Source organism: Pseudomonas sp. RU47 (assembly GCF_004011755.1).
In the GTDB taxonomy this organism is placed as follows: domain Bacteria; phylum Pseudomonadota; class Gammaproteobacteria; order Pseudomonadales; family Pseudomonadaceae; genus Aquipseudomonas.
Genome location: NZ_CP022411.1, coordinates 6,028,417 through 6,045,284, shown reverse-complemented (window position 1 = coordinate 6,045,284; position 16,868 = coordinate 6,028,417). Strand labels below are relative to the sequence as shown.

14 protein-coding genes are annotated in these 16,868 nt (G+C 59.7%); 5 read left to right on the top strand and 9 right to left on the bottom strand.

Annotated elements, in window-relative coordinates; translation table 11 throughout:
• Positions 1-102: 102 nt before the first annotated feature.
• From CCX46_RS27710 to CCX46_RS27675, 8 genes are all read right to left on the bottom strand, one after another.
• Positions 103-2,025 (bottom strand): PrkA family serine protein kinase, encoded by a 1,923-nt coding sequence (locus CCX46_RS27710; RefSeq protein ID WP_007910115.1) that lies wholly within the window; start codon positions 2,023-2,025, stop codon positions 103-105.
• A 297-nt stretch (positions 2,026-2,322) separates the two neighbouring features.
• Complete coding sequence (gene glpE, locus CCX46_RS27705) at positions 2,323-2,652, bottom strand: thiosulfate sulfurtransferase GlpE (RefSeq protein WP_127929999.1); 330 nt, start codon at positions 2,650-2,652, stop codon at positions 2,323-2,325.
• Positions 2,653-2,685: 33 nt separating this feature from the next.
• Positions 2,686-3,567: a symmetrical bis(5'-nucleosyl)-tetraphosphatase gene (locus tag CCX46_RS27700; RefSeq protein WP_127929998.1), complete on the bottom strand. Its 882-nt coding sequence runs from the start codon at positions 3,565-3,567 to the stop codon at positions 2,686-2,688.
• A complete protein-coding gene (apaG, locus tag CCX46_RS27695) occupies positions 3,567-3,947 on the bottom strand; it encodes a Co2+/Mg2+ efflux protein ApaG (RefSeq protein ID WP_127929997.1) in 381 nt (126 codons plus the stop codon). The genes CCX46_RS27700 and apaG overlap by 1 nt, the downstream gene beginning before the upstream one ends.
• Before the next feature lie 113 nt (positions 3,948-4,060).
• Positions 4,061-4,879, bottom strand: a complete 819-nt coding sequence (rsmA, locus tag CCX46_RS27690) for a 16S rRNA (adenine(1518)-N(6)/adenine(1519)-N(6))-dimethyltransferase RsmA (protein ID WP_102900136.1) — start codon at positions 4,877-4,879, stop codon at positions 4,061-4,063.
• Positions 4,876-5,865, bottom strand: coding sequence for a 4-hydroxythreonine-4-phosphate dehydrogenase PdxA (gene pdxA, locus CCX46_RS27685; RefSeq protein ID WP_127929996.1), 990 nt, complete (start codon positions 5,863-5,865; stop codon positions 4,876-4,878). Before pdxA ends, rsmA begins: the two co-directional genes overlap by 4 nt.
• Positions 5,862-7,184, bottom strand: a complete 1,323-nt coding sequence (gene surA / locus CCX46_RS27680) for a peptidylprolyl isomerase SurA (RefSeq protein WP_177413886.1) — start codon at positions 7,182-7,184, stop codon at positions 5,862-5,864. The genes pdxA and surA overlap by 4 nt, the downstream gene beginning before the upstream one ends.
• Complete coding sequence (locus CCX46_RS27675; protein ID WP_127929995.1) at positions 7,159-9,960, bottom strand: LPS-assembly protein LptD; 2,802 nt, start codon at positions 9,958-9,960, stop codon at positions 7,159-7,161. Before CCX46_RS27675 ends, surA begins: the two co-directional genes overlap by 26 nt.
• 130 nt (positions 9,961-10,090) lie before the next feature.
• Between CCX46_RS27675 and CCX46_RS27670 the strand changes: the two genes are divergently transcribed.
• From CCX46_RS27670 to CCX46_RS27660, 3 genes are read left to right on the top strand one after another with little or no spacing between them, the layout of a single operon-like run.
• On the top strand, positions 10,091-11,110 hold the full coding sequence (locus CCX46_RS27670) for an aminoglycoside phosphotransferase family protein (RefSeq protein WP_127929994.1): 1,020 nt from the start codon (positions 10,091-10,093) through the stop codon (positions 11,108-11,110).
• The gene (gene murU, locus CCX46_RS27665; protein ID WP_127929993.1) at positions 11,107-11,778 is read left to right on the top strand and encodes an N-acetylmuramate alpha-1-phosphate uridylyltransferase MurU; all 672 of its coding nucleotides are present in this window, start codon (positions 11,107-11,109) and stop codon (positions 11,776-11,778) included. Before CCX46_RS27670 ends, murU begins: the two co-directional genes overlap by 4 nt.
• Position 11,779: 1 nt before the next feature.
• Positions 11,780-12,547 carry a TerB family tellurite resistance protein gene (locus CCX46_RS27660; RefSeq protein ID WP_127929992.1) on the top strand — a complete coding sequence of 256 codons (768 nt, stop codon included), beginning with the start codon at positions 11,780-11,782 and terminating at the stop codon, positions 12,545-12,547.
• A 123-nt stretch (positions 12,548-12,670) separates the two neighbouring features.
• On the opposite strand, the gene CCX46_RS27655 is transcribed toward CCX46_RS27660, so the two are convergent.
• Complete coding sequence (locus tag CCX46_RS27655) at positions 12,671-13,654, bottom strand: alpha/beta hydrolase family protein (protein WP_127929991.1); 984 nt, start codon at positions 13,652-13,654, stop codon at positions 12,671-12,673.
• A gap of 73 nt (positions 13,655-13,727) precedes the next feature.
• Here CCX46_RS27655 and CCX46_RS27650 point away from each other — a divergent pair, with 73 nt between their 5' ends.
• Complete coding sequence (locus tag CCX46_RS27650; protein WP_127929990.1) at positions 13,728-16,124, top strand: PAS domain-containing sensor histidine kinase; 2,397 nt, start codon at positions 13,728-13,730, stop codon at positions 16,122-16,124.
• 85 nt (positions 16,125-16,209) lie between these two features.
• Positions 16,210-16,839, top strand: coding sequence for a response regulator (locus CCX46_RS27645; RefSeq protein ID WP_116028308.1), 630 nt, complete (start codon positions 16,210-16,212; stop codon positions 16,837-16,839).
• Positions 16,840-16,868: the final 29 nt, after the last annotated feature.

The window sequence follows — 16,868 nt, the reverse complement described above, 5'->3', positions numbered from 1 at the left end:
TTCAAGTTGTGAGCTTCAAGCTGCAAGTAAAAGCAGGTTCCCGGGCATCTCTGGGTTACGCGCTTTGTTCTTGCAGCTTGTAGCTAGAAGCTTGCAGCTGCTTCACTGCGACTTCCGTACCCGTAGGTACCATTCGGAAAGAAGCCGTACCTGTTTGTCGGTGTAGCCGCGTTCGACCATTCGAGTCACGAAGTCGTTGTGCTTTTGCTGATCCTCCTTGCTGGCCTTGGCGTTGAAGCTGATGACGGGCAGCAGGTCTTCGGTGTTGGAGAACATTTTCTTCTCGATGACCACCCGCAGTTTTTCGTAGCTGAGCCAGGTCGGGTTCTTGCCGTTGTTGTTGGCGCGGGCGCGCAATACGAAGTTGACGATCTCGTTGCGGAAATCCTTCGGATTGCTGATGCCGGCCGGCTTCTCGATTTTCTCCAGTTCTTCGTTCAGCGCGACACGGTTGAGGATCTCGCCGGTTTCCGGATCGCGGTATTCCTGATCCTGAATCCAGAAGTCCGCGTACAGCACGTAGCGGTCGAAGATGTTCTGGCCGTACTCGCTGTAAGACTCGAGGTAGGCGGTCTGGATCTCCTTGCCGATGAATTCGATATAACGCGGTGCCAGGTATTCCTTGAGATAGCGCAGATAGCGCTCGCGGGTTTCGGCCTGGAACTGTTCCTGTTCGATCTGCTGTTCCAGCACATAGAGCAAGTGCACCGGGTTGGCGGCGATTTCGTGCGGATCGAAGTTGAACACCTTGGACAGGATCTTGAAGGCGAAGCGGGTCGACAGACCATTCATGCCTTCATCGACACCTGCCGAGTCGCGGTATTCCTGAATCGACTTGGCCTTCGGATCGGTGTCCTTGAGGTTTTCGCCGTCGTAGACACGCATCTTCGAATAGATGTTGGAGTTTTCCGGCTCCTTGAGGCGCGAAAGCACGGTGAACTGGGCGAGCATCTTCAAGGTGTCTGGCGCGCAATGCGCTTTGGCCAGGGAGCTGTTGAACAGCAGTTTGTCGTAGATCTTCACCTCGTCACTGACGCGTAGGCAGTACGGCACTTTGACGATGTAGATCCGGTCGATGAACGCTTCGTTGTTCTTGTTGTTGCGGAAGGTGTGCCATTCCGATTCGTTGGAGTGAGCGAGCAGGATCCCGGTGAACGGAATCGCGCCGAGGCCTTCGGTACTGTTGTAGTTGCCTTCCTGAGTCGCGGTCAGCAATGGGTGCAGCACCTTGATCGGTGCCTTGAACATTTCGACGAATTCCATCAGGCCCTGGTTGGCCCGGCACAGCGCACCGGAATAGCTGTAGGCGTCGGCGTCGTTCTGTGGGTATTCCTCGAGTTTGCGGATGTCGACCTTACCGACCAGCGCCGAGATGTCCTGGTTGTTCTCGTCACCCGGTTCGGTCTTGGCCACGGCGATCTGATTGAGGATCGACGGATACAGTTTGACCACGCGGAACTGGCTGATGTCACCGCCAAATTCGGCCAGGCGTTTGGTCGCCCATGGCGACATGATGGTGTTCAGGTAGCGCCGAGGGATGCCGAAGTCTTCTTCGAGGATCGCGCCATCTTCGGTGGCGTTGAACAGACCCAGCGGCGATTCGAATACGGGTGAGCCCTTGATTGCGTAGAAGGGCACTTTTTCGATCAACTGTTTCAGCTTCTCGGCCAGCGACGATTTACCGCCGCCGACGGGGCCGAGCAGATAGAGAATCTGTTTCTTCTCTTCCAGGCCTTGGGCGGCGTGGCGGAAATACGAGACGATCTGGTCGATGCATTCTTCCATCCCGTGGAAGTCTTCAAAGGCCGGATAGCGACGGATCACCTTGTTGGAGAAGATGCGTGACAGCCTCGAGTTGGTCGAGGTGTCGAGCAGTTCCGGCTCACCGATGGCCAGCAATAGACGCTCGGCGGCGGAAACGTAGGCGCTACGGTCTTTTTTGCACAGCTCCAGGTACTCTTGCAGCGAGAGTTCTTCCTGGCGTGTGGACTCGAAGCGTTGTTGGAAGTGGCTAAAGATACTCATGACGTCACCTCGCTCGATACGTGGAGCCGACGCCGGATCACTCAGTCGATGCTGGCAAACAACCGTTTTGGCAGCTGTTTGTTTACCCCCCAGAACACTTTCACGATCGACAATCGTGAAAGTCACTCCCGATGACCCGTGCGCCGGTGTACCGGCTCTCCCCTGTTTTGGATGGCCTGGGCTTAAGGATAGTTGGGAATTCGGGAGGTAAAGGCGAGATACGTAATTAGTTGTGGCAAGACCGTTCGTCTGCCCGCGCAGGCCCACGGGAGCCGGGGCCTGCGCGTGACAAAAAAATTATTCGGTAGTGCCTTGCGCGGTTTCTGCAGGATAAGTCGTACGCCACAGCTCAAAGCCGCCATCCATGCTGTAGACGTCAGAAAAGCCTTGGCTGATCAGGTACGCCGCAGCGCCCTGGCTGGAATTGCCGTGATAGCAGACGACCACAGTCGGCGCATCCAGGTCGGCGCCCTGGATGAAGGCGTGCAGCGAATGGTTGTCCAGATGCTTCGAGCCGCTGATGTGCAGCGCGGCAAAAGTCGCCGGGTCGCGCACGTCGACGACGACAGCACCTTGCTCACGCAGGGCCTGGGCCTGTTCCGGGGGGATTCGTTTGAGTTCGCTCATGGCGGGTTCCTGTTGCTCGGCTGAAAGCGCAGTCTAACGCGGCGCGCTGACTGGCGAAGTTTCGGGGATAAGTGGTGCGACGGTCGGGGCGAGGCCGCCGTGTTCATCGCATTTGCATGACAGGCGTTCGCCGCTGTCGACGTTCATCAGGGTCAGACTGCCGCCCCAGACACAACCGGTGTCCAGCGCCGAGATGCCTGGCTCATGGATATTGCCTTCGAGTGCCGCCCAGTGGCCGAAGATGATGCGCAGGCCTTTGGTCTTGCGCTCTCTGTGCTGGAACCAAGGTTTGTAACCGGGTGGAGCGGTGTCGAGGCCTTCCTTGCTCTTGAGGTCGAGCTTGCCTTCGGCGGTGCAGAAGCGCATGCGCGTGAAGTAGTTGGTGATGACGCGCAGGCGCGTGACGCCTTTGAGGTCGTTGTCCCATTTCGCCGGGTCGTTACCGTACATGCCGTCGAGGTAGGCGGGGAACAGGTTGTCGTCACGCAGGGCGGTTTCGACTTCGCCGGCGCACTTCAGCGCGCGGCTCAGCGACCATTGCGGCGGAATGCCGGCGTGGACCATGGCGACATTACGCTGCTCGTCGTAGTGCATGAGCTTTTGCTGTCGCACCCATTCAAGCAATTCAGCGCAGTCCGGCGCTTCGAGAATCTCGCGCAGCGTGTCGGACTTCTTCAAGCGCTCGATATTTCTGGCCGCGGCCAGCAGATGCAGGTCGTGGTTGCCGAGTACGCAGACCAGCGATTCACGCATGCCATACAGAAAACGCAGGGTTTCCAGTGATTGCGGGCCACGGTTGACCAGATCGCCGACCAGCCAGAGCCGATCGAGTGCCGGGTCGAACGCGACTTGCTTGAGCAGGCATTTCAGCGGTTCGAGGCAGCCTTGCAGGTCGCCGACGGCATACGTCGCCATCAGTGCAAGGCTCCGGGGACGGCGAGGCGGAATGGCTTGATGATGGCATCGAAATGTTTGCCGTCGTCGGCGACCATTTCGTACGTGCCCTGCATGGTGCCGACCTTGGTGGTCATGACCGTGCCGCTGCTGTAGGTGTGGCTCTGTCCGGCATTGATCAGCGGTTGCTGACCCACCACGCCAGCGCCGCGGACTTCTTCGACATGGCCGTCACCGTCGGTGATGACCCAGTGCCGCGACAGCAGCTTGGCCGGGATCGCGCCATTGTTCTGCACGGTGATGGTGTAGGCGAAGGCAAAGCGGTCGTGCTCGGGTTGCGATTGGTCTGCCAGATAGTGTGTAACGACGCTGACATCGACCTGGTAACGGGAATCGGACATGCAAGAGGCCTTAAACGAAGCGGAACGCGGGGCGTAGCTGATGGGGAATCAGTCTAGGCAAGTATCGGGCAGTAAACCAGAGTGGCGTCCTGCCCGATAGCGTTCATCGTTTGTCAGTCGGCGGCGGGGGAGGCCGGGACTTGTATGGCGAGCTGGTCAGCCAAGCGTACGAACGCGGCCAGATCCAGTTGCTCCGGACGCAGGCTGCCATCGACACCGGCGGCTTCGATCTCGGCATTGCTGAGCAGTTGCTTGAGGGTGTTGCGCAGGGTCTTGCGGCGTTGGTTGAACGCTTCGCGCACCACGCGCTCGAGCAACTTGTGATCTTTGGCCGGGTGTGGAAGCACGGCGTGCGGCACCAGGCGAACGATCGCCGAATCGACTTTCGGCGGCGGGTTGAACGCGCCCGGACCGACGTTGAACAGGTGTTCCACACGGCAGTGGTACTGAACCATGATCGACAGACGACCCCAGTCACCGCCACCCGGGCCTGCGGCCAGCCGCTCGACCACTTCTTTCTGCAGCATGAAATGCATGTCGCGAATGATGCCGGCGTTGTTCAGCAGATGAAAAATCAGCGGCGTGGAAATGTTGTACGGCAGGTTGCCGACCACACGCAGGCTGTTCGGCGCGGCGTTGAGCGTGTTGAAGTCGAACTTCAGTGCATCGCCCTGATGCAGATTGAAGTTGCTCTTGCCGGCAAACTGCTGGTTGAGGATCGGAATCAGGTCCTTGTCCAGTTCCACTACATCGAGTTGCGCGCCGGAGTTGAGCAGGCCAGCGGTCAATGCGCCCTGGCCCGGGCCGATTTCCAGCAGACGGTCTTCAGACTTGGCACTGATGGAGCGCAGGATGCGGTCGATAACCCCGGCATCGTGCAGGAAGTTCTGGCCAAAGCGTTTGCGCGCCTTGTGTTGGTATTGCTCGGTCATAAACGGGTCTCGGCCATCTGGTAGGCGGTTTCCAGGGCGACTTGCAGGCTGCCGGTGTCGATCTTGCCGCTGCCGGCCAGATCCAGGGCGGTGCCGTGGTCGACCGAGGTGCGGATGATCGGCAGACCAAGGGTCACGTTGACGGCAGCGCCGAAGCCTTTGTACTTGAGCACAGGCAAGCCCTGGTCATGGTACATCGCCAGCACTGCATCGCAGTGCTCCAGATATTTGGGGGTAAACAGAGTGTCGGCAGGCAGCGGGCCACGAAGGTCCATGCCCTCGCCGCGCAGACGCTCTAATGTCGGTTCAATGATGTCGATTTCTTCATGGCCCAGATGGCCGCCTTCACCGGCGTGCGGGTTGAGGCCGCAGACCAGGATGCGTGGCTGGGCGATGCCGAATTTTTCTTGCAGGTCGGCGTGCAGAATCCGCGTGACCCGCTCCAGCCGCTGCGGCGTGATTGCGTCGGCAATCTCGCGAAGGGGCAGGTGAGTGGTGACCAGTGCGACGCGCAGGCCGCGCGTGGCAAGCATCATCACCACTTGCGCGGTGTGGGTCAGGTCAGCCAGAAACTCTGTGTGCCCGGAAAACGCGATACCCGACTCGTTGATCACGCCTTTGTGGACGGGCGCGGTGATCATCCCGGCAAAATCGCCGTTCATGCAGCCGTTGCCGGCGCGGGTCAGGGTTTCGAGGACGAAAGCGGCATTCGCCTTGTCCAGTTGCCCGGCCACCACGGGGGCGCTGAGCGGTGTATCCCAGACATACAGGCTGCCTGCGGGTGCCGGAGCGTCCGGCCAATGATTCGGGCCGACATCCAGCAAAGTGACGGCCAGCCGCAGCTGCGCGGCCCGCTCTTTGAGCAGGTCGCGGCTGGTGATGGCAATCAGGGGATGTGGCTGGGCTTGCGAGGCGAGCAGCAGGCACAGGTCGGGACCGATGCCGGCTGGTTCGCCGGGTGTCAGCGCGAAACGCTTGGGTTTCACTGCGCTGCCTGGTCTGCACCAGGGAGTTTGATCTCTACGTAAGCTTCGTCACGGATCTGACGCAGCCAGGTTTGCAGCTCTTCGTCGTATTTGCGGTTACGCAGTACGGTCATGGCTTGCTGCTCGCGGGCCTGTTCGGTGCTGTCGGTGGCGCGACGGCCAAGGACTTCCAGAACGTGCCAGCCGTATTGGGTCTGGAATGGCTTGGACAGCTGACCTTGTGGGGTCTGGGCCATCACTTCGCGGAATTCCGGCACCAGTGCGTTCGGGTCGATCCAGTTCAGGTCGCCGCCGTTGAGGGCAGACCCCGGGTCTTCGGAGTAGTTTTTCGCCAGTTCGGCGAAATCTTCACCGGCCAGGATGCGGTCATACAACGATTGCACCAAGGCTTTGGTTTTGGCTTCGTCGCGGATCGGACTTGGCTTGACCAGAATGTGGCGTACATGCACTTCGTCGCGCATCTGCGCTTCGCCGCCGCGCTTGGCCAGTAGCTTGAGGATGATGAAACCACCCGGGGTGCGTGCAGGCTGAGTGATGTCGCCAACGGCCATGCTGCTCAACTCGCGGTCAAACGGCGGTGGCAATTGTGCGGCTTTACGCCAGCCCATGTCGCCGCCTTCCAGAGCGTTGTCGCTACCGGATTTGGCCACGGCCATCTGACCGAAGTCAGCGCCTTGCTTGAGTTGCTGGTAAACCTCCATGGCCTGACGGGCAGCGCTCTGAATCGCATCAGAGTTGGCGCTTTCCGGCGTCGGGATCAGGATGTTGGCCAGGTGCAGTTCTTCGGACAGTTGCATCTTGCCCAGGTCGGAGGCGAGGAAGTTCTTCACTTCCTGCTCGGAGACCTGAATGCGTTCTGCCACGCGGCGCTGACGTACGCGGCTGATGACCATTTCGCGTTTGATCTGGTCACGGGCGTCGTCGTAGGACAGACCGTCGCGAGCCAGAGCAGCACGGAATTGATCAACAGTCATGTTGTTGCGCTGAGCAATGGTGCCGACTGCCTGGTTCAATTCTTCATCGGTGATGCGGATGCCGGAACGCTCGCCAATCTGCAGTTGCAGGTTTTCGACGATCAGACGCTCGAGCACCTGTTGATCCAGTACGCCTGGAGGCGGCAGGCCGCCACCACGCTTGGCGATGGTCTGCTGAACTTCGTGGACGCGCTGGTCCAGTTGACTCTGCATGACCACGTCGTTGTCGACGATCGCTACCACTTTGTCGATGGATTGAACTGCGGCGTTAGCCGCAGTACCCAGGAACAGCGCGCCCAGCATCAGCGGGCGCAGACAATCAGAAAGCTTGGTCTTCACGTTCACGATAACCTTGAATGCCTTTGTCGAGGAAGCTCTCTACCTTGGCGCCAGTGAGGCCGCCGAGTCCCTTCAGAACAATTTGGAGGAAGATGCCATGGTCGCCTTTTTCGTTTTGCGGGGCTTCCTGGCTGAACTCGTCATAGGAAACCCAGTAACGGTTGATCAGGCGCAGTTTCCAGCAGCAGTTGTCGTACTCGAAACCACCGAAGGCTTCCAGGGTACGGTTGCGGTTGTAGTCGTACTGCCAGCGGCTGATGGCGTTCCACTGCGGAACGATCGGCCAGATGACCGAGAAGTCATGCTGCTGGATCTTGTAGTAGTCCTTCACGTAGCCAGGCTGACCAGGAGTGCCGTAGTCGCCACCACCCACTGTCCATTTACCGGTGTTCTGGTCGTAACGGATCTGGTCGTTGCGATAGCGATAACCGACGTTGATAACCTTGTTCGGGTTGTCTTCAGGCTGGTAGTGGAACATCGCGCTGCCGGAGCGCGGGCTGCGGCTGTCCGGATCCCAGTTGTAATCGGCCGTGGTGCGCCAATCGCGGTTCCAGCGGTATTCGTATTCCAGAGCGTATGGCGAGACGTTGGATTTCGCGTCGTCACGATCGTTGAATGCGATGCCAGGCAATTGAACCTTGCGATCCTTGAAGTACAACGCCTGACCAACACTGATGCGTTGACGTTCGAAACCGTTGTCTTCGATCCAGCGGCTGGTAACGCCCAGCGACAGTTTGTTCTCGTCGCCGACGCGGTCGGAGCCAGAGAAACGGTTGTCGCGGAACAGCGAAGCGTAGTTGAAGGTGTATTCGCTGGTGTCGAATACTGGAATGTCTTCCTGGTCGACCTCGGGTACATAAAGGTAGAACAGGCGTGGTTCCAGAGTCTGACGATAGTTTTTGCCGAAGTACTGGGTATTGCGGTCGAAATACAGCCCGCCGTCGATGCTGGCGATCGGTACACCACGGTTCTGGTTGCTGTCGAATTCGCCGTTGAGCTTTTTCTGTTCAGCTGTCATCGCATCAATCTGCGATTTGCCGGTGTTGTCCAGATCCAGCTGATATTGGGTGTACTGGTATTTCAGCGATGGCTTCAAGAAGCCATAGGTCCAGTTCATTGGCAGGCTGACACCCGGCTTGAGATTCAAGCGGTCGCCATTGGCACGTGCCAGACCCGTGATGTTGTTGTCCAGACGCGACTCGGTAGTGACGCCGTCTTCCTGTACAAAGGTGCCACTTCTCAGGTCACGGTCGAAACGGACAAGCTCGGTCTCGTAATCGAAATTCAGACCTTCCGGGTGGTACGGCAGCTGACCGTTGAAGGTGATCTGCGGCAGACGGCCGTACGGCGTCAGGTTCGAAACGGTTGCGAGCTGGTATTGCTGGGCATTCAACGTGGCGGTGTACGAATCACCACGGTAGGAAACCAGACCCTGTTGGTTGACGAAGTCGCTGGACTTCACGCCAATCTGATCGGTTTGCAGGTCCTGGAAGTAGTACGGATCGCTGATCTTGGTGTAGTCAACCTGAGTGAACACACGGGAGTCGAGACCGCCCTTGTGCTGCCAGTTGTACATGTAGCGAGTCTCGTTGTAGTCGGACTGTCGCTTGCGATCATCGTCTTCATCATTGAGGTAGGCGGCACCGAACTGACCTTCACTCGACTTGGTCAGGTAACGGAATTCGCCTTCCACCAGCATGCCGCGCTTGCTCATGTAGCGCGGGTACAACGTGGCGTCATAGTTCGGCGCCAGGTTGAAGTAGTACGGTGTAACCAGCATGAAGCCGGTATCGGTGCCGCTGCCAATGGTCGGCGGCAGGAAGCCCGACTGGCGACGGTCGTCGATCGGGAAATAGATGTACGGCGTGTAAAGAATCGGAATGTCTTTTACGCGCAACGTCACGTTGGTCGCGGTACCGAAACCGGTGGCCGGGTTCAAGGTGATGTTGTTGCCCTTGAGCTGCCAGGCATTGCTGTTCGGTTCGCACGTGGTGTACGTGCCGTCCTTCAAGCGGATGATCGCGTTTTCCGCACGCTTGGCGTACAGCGCGTTGCCGCGGATACGCGATTTGTGCATCACGTATTCGGCGTTGTCGACTTTGGCTTCACCGGTGTCGAGCTGCACATCGGCATGGTCGCCAACGATCAGCGCGCCGTTGTCGCGGATGCGCACATCGCCATTGAGTTCGGCGCGGCTCTCGGCCTGATACAGGCTGGCCTCGTCGGATTCGACCTGCATGCTGCCCTGACGCAGGACGACATCGCCGGCCAGCGTACCGACTTGATCATCGGTGTTATAGCGCGAGGCTTTTGCGCCGATAAAGGTCGGTGCATCGCTTTTGTTCGTCTTGTCATTCATGCCAGGACGAATCGGTTCGATATAGGCACCAGAGCAGTAAGGCCCGGTCTCGGCCAGTTGGGCGGCGGTGAGTTTCTCGCGCGGAACCCAGTCGAGGTGACTGAAGTCTTCGCTACGGGATTTCAGACCGCGGCCTTTGGCTTCGGTGACGAGTGCCGTTTTAGGGGCTGTGTCGGCAACCGAACCGTTCTCGGTCGCGGCTTCGCCGGTAGCGCTGACGGCACTGCCGTCATGCACCGGACGCGGCGGCAACGCAGCAGCGGTTGATTTGGGCGCACAGGCCCAACCACCCGAAGCCGAGACGGAGCAGTCATACTGCTCGGCGGCAACAACGAATTGACTGGCCAGAGGTTGCATAGCCAGCAGACTGCCGGTTACCAACAACGGAAATTTTTTACGAAACGCGGGGGATTTCAATGCCATCTTATTAGTCCGGGCTTCCTGCGTGCCATCTGCCCGCGGTGTGGGCCGCACGCCTCTCGATGGTCTGAAAAAGATGCTGGATAATAAAGCATGACCCGCTTGACGGCTAGCGCCGTCGGAGACCCTTGCAATGCCTGATCAAGATGTACGCTTGCAACACCTGAAAGTTTGGCTCGATGAGCAGTTGGCAATCCTGTTTGCAGATCAGGGCTGGGGCACCGTGCCCCCGGCCACGTTGACCGCGGCCAGCAGCGACGCGAGCTTTCGCCGTTACTTCCGCTGGGAAGGGGAGGGTCGCAGCTTTGTCGTAATGGACGCACCGCCGCCCCAGGAAAACTGCAAACCGTTCGTGGATATCGCCTTTTTGCTGGCGAAATCCGGAATAAATGTGCCGAAAATTTATGCCGAAGACCTCGATCGCGGATTTCTTTTGCTCAATGACCTGGGCAGCAAGACCTATCTCGACGTGATCGATGGCGAAAATGCCGACGCATTGTTCAGCGATGCCCTGCAAGCGCTGCTGGCTTTTCAGCAGTTGCCAATGGTTGCGCCGCTGCCGAGTTACGACGTTGCTTTGCTGCGCCGTGAGCTGGAACTGTTTCCCGAGTGGTACGTGAAGCGCGAACTCGGCGTCGAGTTCGATTCAATTCAGCAACAACAGTGGCAGCACGTCAGCGATCTGCTGATCGACAGCGCCCTGGCCCAGCCGAAAGTGCTGGTTCACCGCGACTACATGCCACGCAACCTGATGCTCAGCGAGCCGAATCCCGGCGTGCTGGATTTTCAGGATGCGGTTTACGGCCCGGTGACCTACGACGTGACTTGTCTGTTCAAGGACGCCTTCCTCAGTTGGCCTGAAGAACGCGTGCGTGGCTGGCTGGAAAGTTATTGGCAACAAGCCTCGGCGCTGAATATTCCGGTGCAGCCGGACTTCGAAGATTTCCTGCGCGCCAGCGATCTGATGGGCGTGCAGCGTCACCTGAAAGTCATTGGCATCTTTGCGCGCATCTGCCATCGCGATGGCAAGCCGCGTTATCTGGCCGACGTACCGCGCTTCTTCTCTTATATAGAGGCAGTGATCGGGCGTCGTCCGGAACTGGCGGAGCTGCAAACGCTGCTCACCAGCCTGCGGGGTGGAGCAACAGCATGAAGGCAATGATTCTGGCTGCAGGCAAAGGCGAGCGCATGCGCCCGCTGACCCTGACCACGCCGAAACCGCTGGTGCGTGCCGGCGGCGTTCCTCTGATCGAATACCACCTGCGTGCCCTCGCGGCGGCCGGCTTCAACGAGATCGTGATCAATCACGCCTGGCTCGGTCAGCAGATCGAAGATTATCTGGGCGACGGTTCGCAGTTTGGCGTGAGCATTCAGTACTCGCCGGAAGGTGAACCGCTGGAAACCGGCGGCGGGATTTTCCGGGCGCTGCCGTTGCTTGGCGATGACGCGTTTCTGGTGGTCAACGGTGATATCTGGACCGATTACGACTTCAGCGTCCTGCACCAGCCGATCACCGGTCTGGCGCATCTGGTGCTGGCGGACAATCCGGCGCATCACCCGAGTGGAGATTTCACTTTGGTCGATGGCAAGGTGCACGACGGTCAGCCGGACGCTGCAACCCTGACCTACAGCGGCATCGCGGTGCTGCATCCTCAGTTGTTCGACGGCTGCGCCGACGGTGCTTTCAAACTGGCACCGCTGTTGCGCAACGCCATGGCGGCTGGCGAAGTCACGGGCGAGCGTCTGAAAGGTCACTGGGTCGATGTTGGTACGCACGAGCGTCTGGCAGAAGCTGAAACCTTGATAGAAGCGAGTCGCTGACATGTTGTGGCCAGGGACTCTGATTGGAGCCGGAGCGGGTTTTGCGATTGCCAGCATTCCGGGGGCCATGCTTGGGGCATTGTTGGGGCAAGCGCTGGATCGGCGTCTGCACTTGCAGAGCTGGGGGCATTTGCGGGAAAAACTCGGCGGCCGGCCGATGCTGCGCAACGATGAGTTGCTGTTTGTGCTGCTCGGCCGTCTGGCCAAGAGCGACGGTCGGGTCACCGACGGGCACATCCAGCAGGCGCGCAACGAGATGCGTGCGCTGGAAATGAGTGAGCCGGCAACTCGTCGGGCGATTGCCGCGTTCAATCGCGGCAAGTCCGGCAGTGACAGTCTGCGCGGTTATCTGCGGCGTCTGAGTACGCAACCGCATGCTGCCGAAGGCGTATTGCGCGCCTGCTGGCGAATGGTCTGGGCCGATGGTCGCGCGGGCGTCAGTGAACGTGAGTTGCTGGCGCAGTGGGGCAAGTGGCTGGGCTGGACGGCGCATCAGGTGCAGGCCTTGGCCAACGATTACGAGCCGGGCAAGCGGCCGATCGTCAGCGCGGCGGTAAGCTATCAAGAGGCGATGCGCTTGCTCGGCGTGTCGGCGTCCAGTGAGCCGGCGCAGATCAAGCGCGCTTATCGGCGCCTGCTCAGTCGTCATCACCCGGACAAGATTGCCGGTACGGGGGCGACGCCAGCGCAGGTGCGGGAGGCGACCGATAAAACCCGCGAGCTGCACAATGCCTACACGTTGATTCGTGAGCGGCGGGATTTTCGCTAGTCGTTAGCGCTGTGTTGCCGGTGATGGCCCCTTCGCGAGCAGGCTCGCTCCCACAATGGATTGTGTACGCAGATCCAATGTGGGAGCGAGCCTGCTCGCGAAGGGGGCGACGCGGTTTACCGATCAGTCCGGGTTCTGCGGATTCAACCAGCCACGCACCCGGCGGAACAATTGCTCCTGTTCAGCCTTGTTATCCGGCAAGGCCTTGAGTGCGACCTGGCTGAACGCCGATGTCTTCAAGCGCTTGCTCGCCTGCATGCGCTCCAGCGCCGCGTTGCGATCAAGCGGCTTGTCCATGTAGAAAATATCCGCGGTCGGCAATTTCAATGTCGGTGTCAGTTCCGCCAATGCCGGTTTGGCTTTGGCCGGTGCCTGCGCATCGACCATGACAAATTTTTCGATCTGCGCGGTTTGTTTTTCAGTCAAATAGCGCGCGGCCCAATAGGCACCGGTGCCGTGGCCGAGTACGACAATGCTGCGTGCACTTTGCTGTTCGGCGTAGCCAATCGCCGCGTCGATCCGCGCGAAGATACGCTCGGCATCGGCCTTGCCTTGTTCTTCGGTGGTCTCGGCAACGACCTGATCGGCCACTTCGGCTTCACCGCCCGCCGCCTGTTCGATCGGTTGTGCAGTGGTGGCATCCTTGCTGCCGCTTTCCGGTGCTTTCGGCGCTGCGGCTGGCTCAATTACACGGGGGGCAATCGCATCGCTTTGCAGATCTGGCAGCGTGATGCTGAGGCTGCTCCAGTCGGCGTTAGGCAATTTTTGTCGCAATGGGCCGATTGCCTGCGGCCAGTCAGCGGTTTCGCCGGCGCCGGGGATGATGATCACCGCGCCTTTGGGTTCGGCGGTGTTGGCCGGTTTCCACAGGGCGAGGAAGGTGTCGCTGCCGGCCTGCAACTGTTGCTGTTCTTGTGCCGGGACTTTACGTTCCAGTGCGGCGGCCTCTTCCTGACTACGCTCAAGCAGTGGCTGGCGTTCGGCGGGTTTTTCTTCTGCCGGTTTTTCCGCGGCAGGGGCGGGGTCGGCGGCGTTGACGGAAAACGCACAAGGCAGGATCAGCGACAGGCACAATGCTGGCATTGCCAGGCGGTAAACAGAGGGCATCGGTTATTCCAGGCCAGAAAGTATCCCGGCAGCCTAATGGGTTGGTCAGAATTTGTCAGTGTATGAGACTTCAATGAAGCGATTTTGCTGCCTGTGGGTTATCGGCTGTTTGTGCTTTCCCTTGATGGGGTGGGCGGCGCCTGCGCCGCCGTCACATCTTGCACAGTTGTCGGCGAGCCAGCAGCAATGGCTGGCGCAACACAATGAATTGCGCGTCGGTCTGGTGTTGCAAGCCCCGTATGCGCAATACGACCGGCGCTTGCAGCGGCTGTCGGGGGCCAACGTCGAGCTGATGAAGTTGTTGGCCAAGACGCTCAATGTCGAGCTGAGCTGGCGCAACTTTCAGGACCTCGGGCAACTGGAAACCGCCGTGCGCGAGGGCGAGGTCGATATTGCTCCGGGCCTGAGCCAGACCCCGAGTGCGTTGCGTCTGTGGCAGTTTTCCGATCCGTACATGCGCGTGCCGCAATTGGTCGTCAGCGATCAGAAGGCCAGTGGCGTGGTCGATCTGGAGAAACTCGATAGCCAGGTCCGTGTTGCTGTGCGCATGCCCAGTACCACCGCCGACTATCTGCGCGGCAACTATCCGCATCTGAACCTGCAAGGCGTGCCGCTCGAACGTCAGGCCTTGCAGTTGCTGTTGAGTCAGCAGGCCGCTTACGCCGTAGTCGATGAGGCGCAGCTCGGACGCTTGTCGGTAGAACCGGAGTTCGCCGAACTGGTGGTGGTCGGCGATATCGGCCTGCCGCAACTGCTGCGAGTCGGCTCGCGCCGCGATTGGCCAGAGTTGGCCGGCATCGTGCAAAGTGCGCTGCGCGCGATCCCGGCCAAGGATCTCGAGCAACTGCACAATCAATGGCTGCAACCGAAATATCCACGACTGTCGGAGTCGCCGGGGTTCTGGCAGAACCTTAGTCTGTTGTTCGCGGTGATGCTGCTCAGTTGTGTCGCGATCGTGTTCTGGCAGCGCCGCCAACAGCACAGCCTCGAACAGCGACTGCTGGCCGCCCGGGAAGACATCGCCTTGCGCGCGGCTAGCGAAGAAGCGCTGCGGTTGACGCAGTTCTCCATCGATCAAAGCACCGTCGGCATCCTCTGGGTCAACTGGGACAGCCATGTGCGCTACGCCAACCGTGCGGCCGAAGTCATGCTCGGTTACCCCTCGGGCGGGTTGATCGAGCGACCGCTGATCGACTTCGAGCCGGGCCTGCACATGGATCGCTGGCTCAACCTGTGGAAGCGCGCGCGCGCCAGTGAAGAAGGGCCGTTGAGTTTCGAGACCAGTTGCGTGCGTGCCGATGGCAGTGTTTTGCCGGCGGATGTCTCGCTGAGTTTCTTGCGTTTTCGTGACAGTGAGTATCTGGTGGTTTACCTCACCGACGTCACCGAACGCCGTCGCGCCGTGGCGGCGTTGCAGGAAAGCGAGGCGCGTCTGCAGGGCATCGCCGCCAACGTACCGGGACTGGTGTTCCGTCTGGAGCGCGCGCCGGTGACCGGGCAGATCGACTTTGCCTACATCAGTGAAGGCAGCGAAAGTCTGGTCGGCTACGCACCGGCCGTCATCGCTCATCGCGACATGGGCCTGCGCAGCCTGGTGCATCCCGACGACAAGGCCAGTTATCACCACACTCAGGATCAGGCGCTGGACACCGACAGCGATTGGTCATGGCAGGGCCGAATCCTCACGCGTCAGGGCGAGCAGCGTTGGGCCGAGATCAAGGCGATCACCCGGAAACTGGAAGATGGCGCCTACGTGTGGGACGGCATCGTCTGGGACATCACCGAAAGCAAGCGTATCGAGCTGGAGCTGGCGGCATCGCGCGAGCAACTGCGCGAACTGTCGGCACACCTTGAAAGTGTGCGCGAAGAAGAGAAGGCGCGAATTGCCCGTGAGGTTCACGATGAGCTGGGGCAAATGTTGACGGTGCTGAAACTGGAAACTTCGATGTGCGAATTGGCCTACGCGCAACTCGATCCGGGGCTGAACGAACGCCTCAACAGCATGAAGCGCTTGATCGCCCAGTTGTTTCAGTTGGTGCGCGATGTGGCGACGGCGCTGCGACCGCCGATTCTCGATGCCGGGATTGCGTCGGCAATCGAGTGGCAGGCGCGGCGGTTCGAGGCGCGGACACAGATTCCGTGTCTGGTGCAGGTGCCGGACAATCTGCCGGCGCTCAGTGATGCCAAGGCCATCGGGCTGTTTCGGATTTTGCAGGAGGCGCTGACCAATGTGATGCGCCATGCTCAGGCGCATACTGTGGAACTGACGCTGGCGCTGGAAGGCGACGAATTGTGTCTGACTGTCAGTGATGATGGCGTAGGATTTGTCGCCGCTGCCGGTCGGCCGACTTCGTTTGGACTGGTTGGCATGCGCGAGCGGGTGCTGATCATGGGCGGGCGGTTGACACTGGAGAGTGAACCGGGGGAGGGCACCAGTCTGATGGTGCGGGTGCCGGTGAGTGAGGTCTGAAAGTCTGTAGTGTTTGGGCTGACGCTATCGCGAGCAGGCTCACTCCTACAGGGAATGGTGTGTACCTGAAATCTGGAGAAAAGATTTGATCCGTGTACTGGTAGCCGAAGACCACACCATCGTCCGCGAGGGCATCAAGCAATTGATCGGCCTGGCCAAGGATCTGCAAGTGGTGGGCGAGGCGAGCAATGGCGAGCAACTGCTCGAAACCTTGCGTAGCGTGCCATGCGAAGTGGTCTTGCTCGACATCTCCATGCCCGGCGTCAATGGCCTCGAAGCAATCCCGCGCATCCGTGCGTTGAACAATCCGCCAGCAATTCTGGTGCTGTCGATGCACGACGAAGCGCAGATGGCCGCGCGGGCGCTGAAGGTTGGCGCGGCCGGGTATGCGACCAAGGACAGTGATCCGGCGCTGTTGCTCACCGCCATTCGTAAAGTCGCGGCCGGCGGGCGATACATTGATCCGGATCTGGCGGATCGCATGGTGTTTGAAGTCGGTCTGACTGATGCGCGGCCGCTGCATTCGTTGTTGTCCGAACGCGAGTTCTCGGTGTTCGAACGCCTGGCCCAAGGCGCCAACGTCAACGACATCGCCCAGCAACTGGCCCTGAGCAGCAAGACCATCAGCACCCACAAAGCGCGGCTGATGCAGAAACTCAACATCACCTCGCTGGCCGAACTGGTCAAATACGCGATGGAACACAAACTTCTCTGATCAGCACTGTTCCCCTGTGGGAGCGAGCC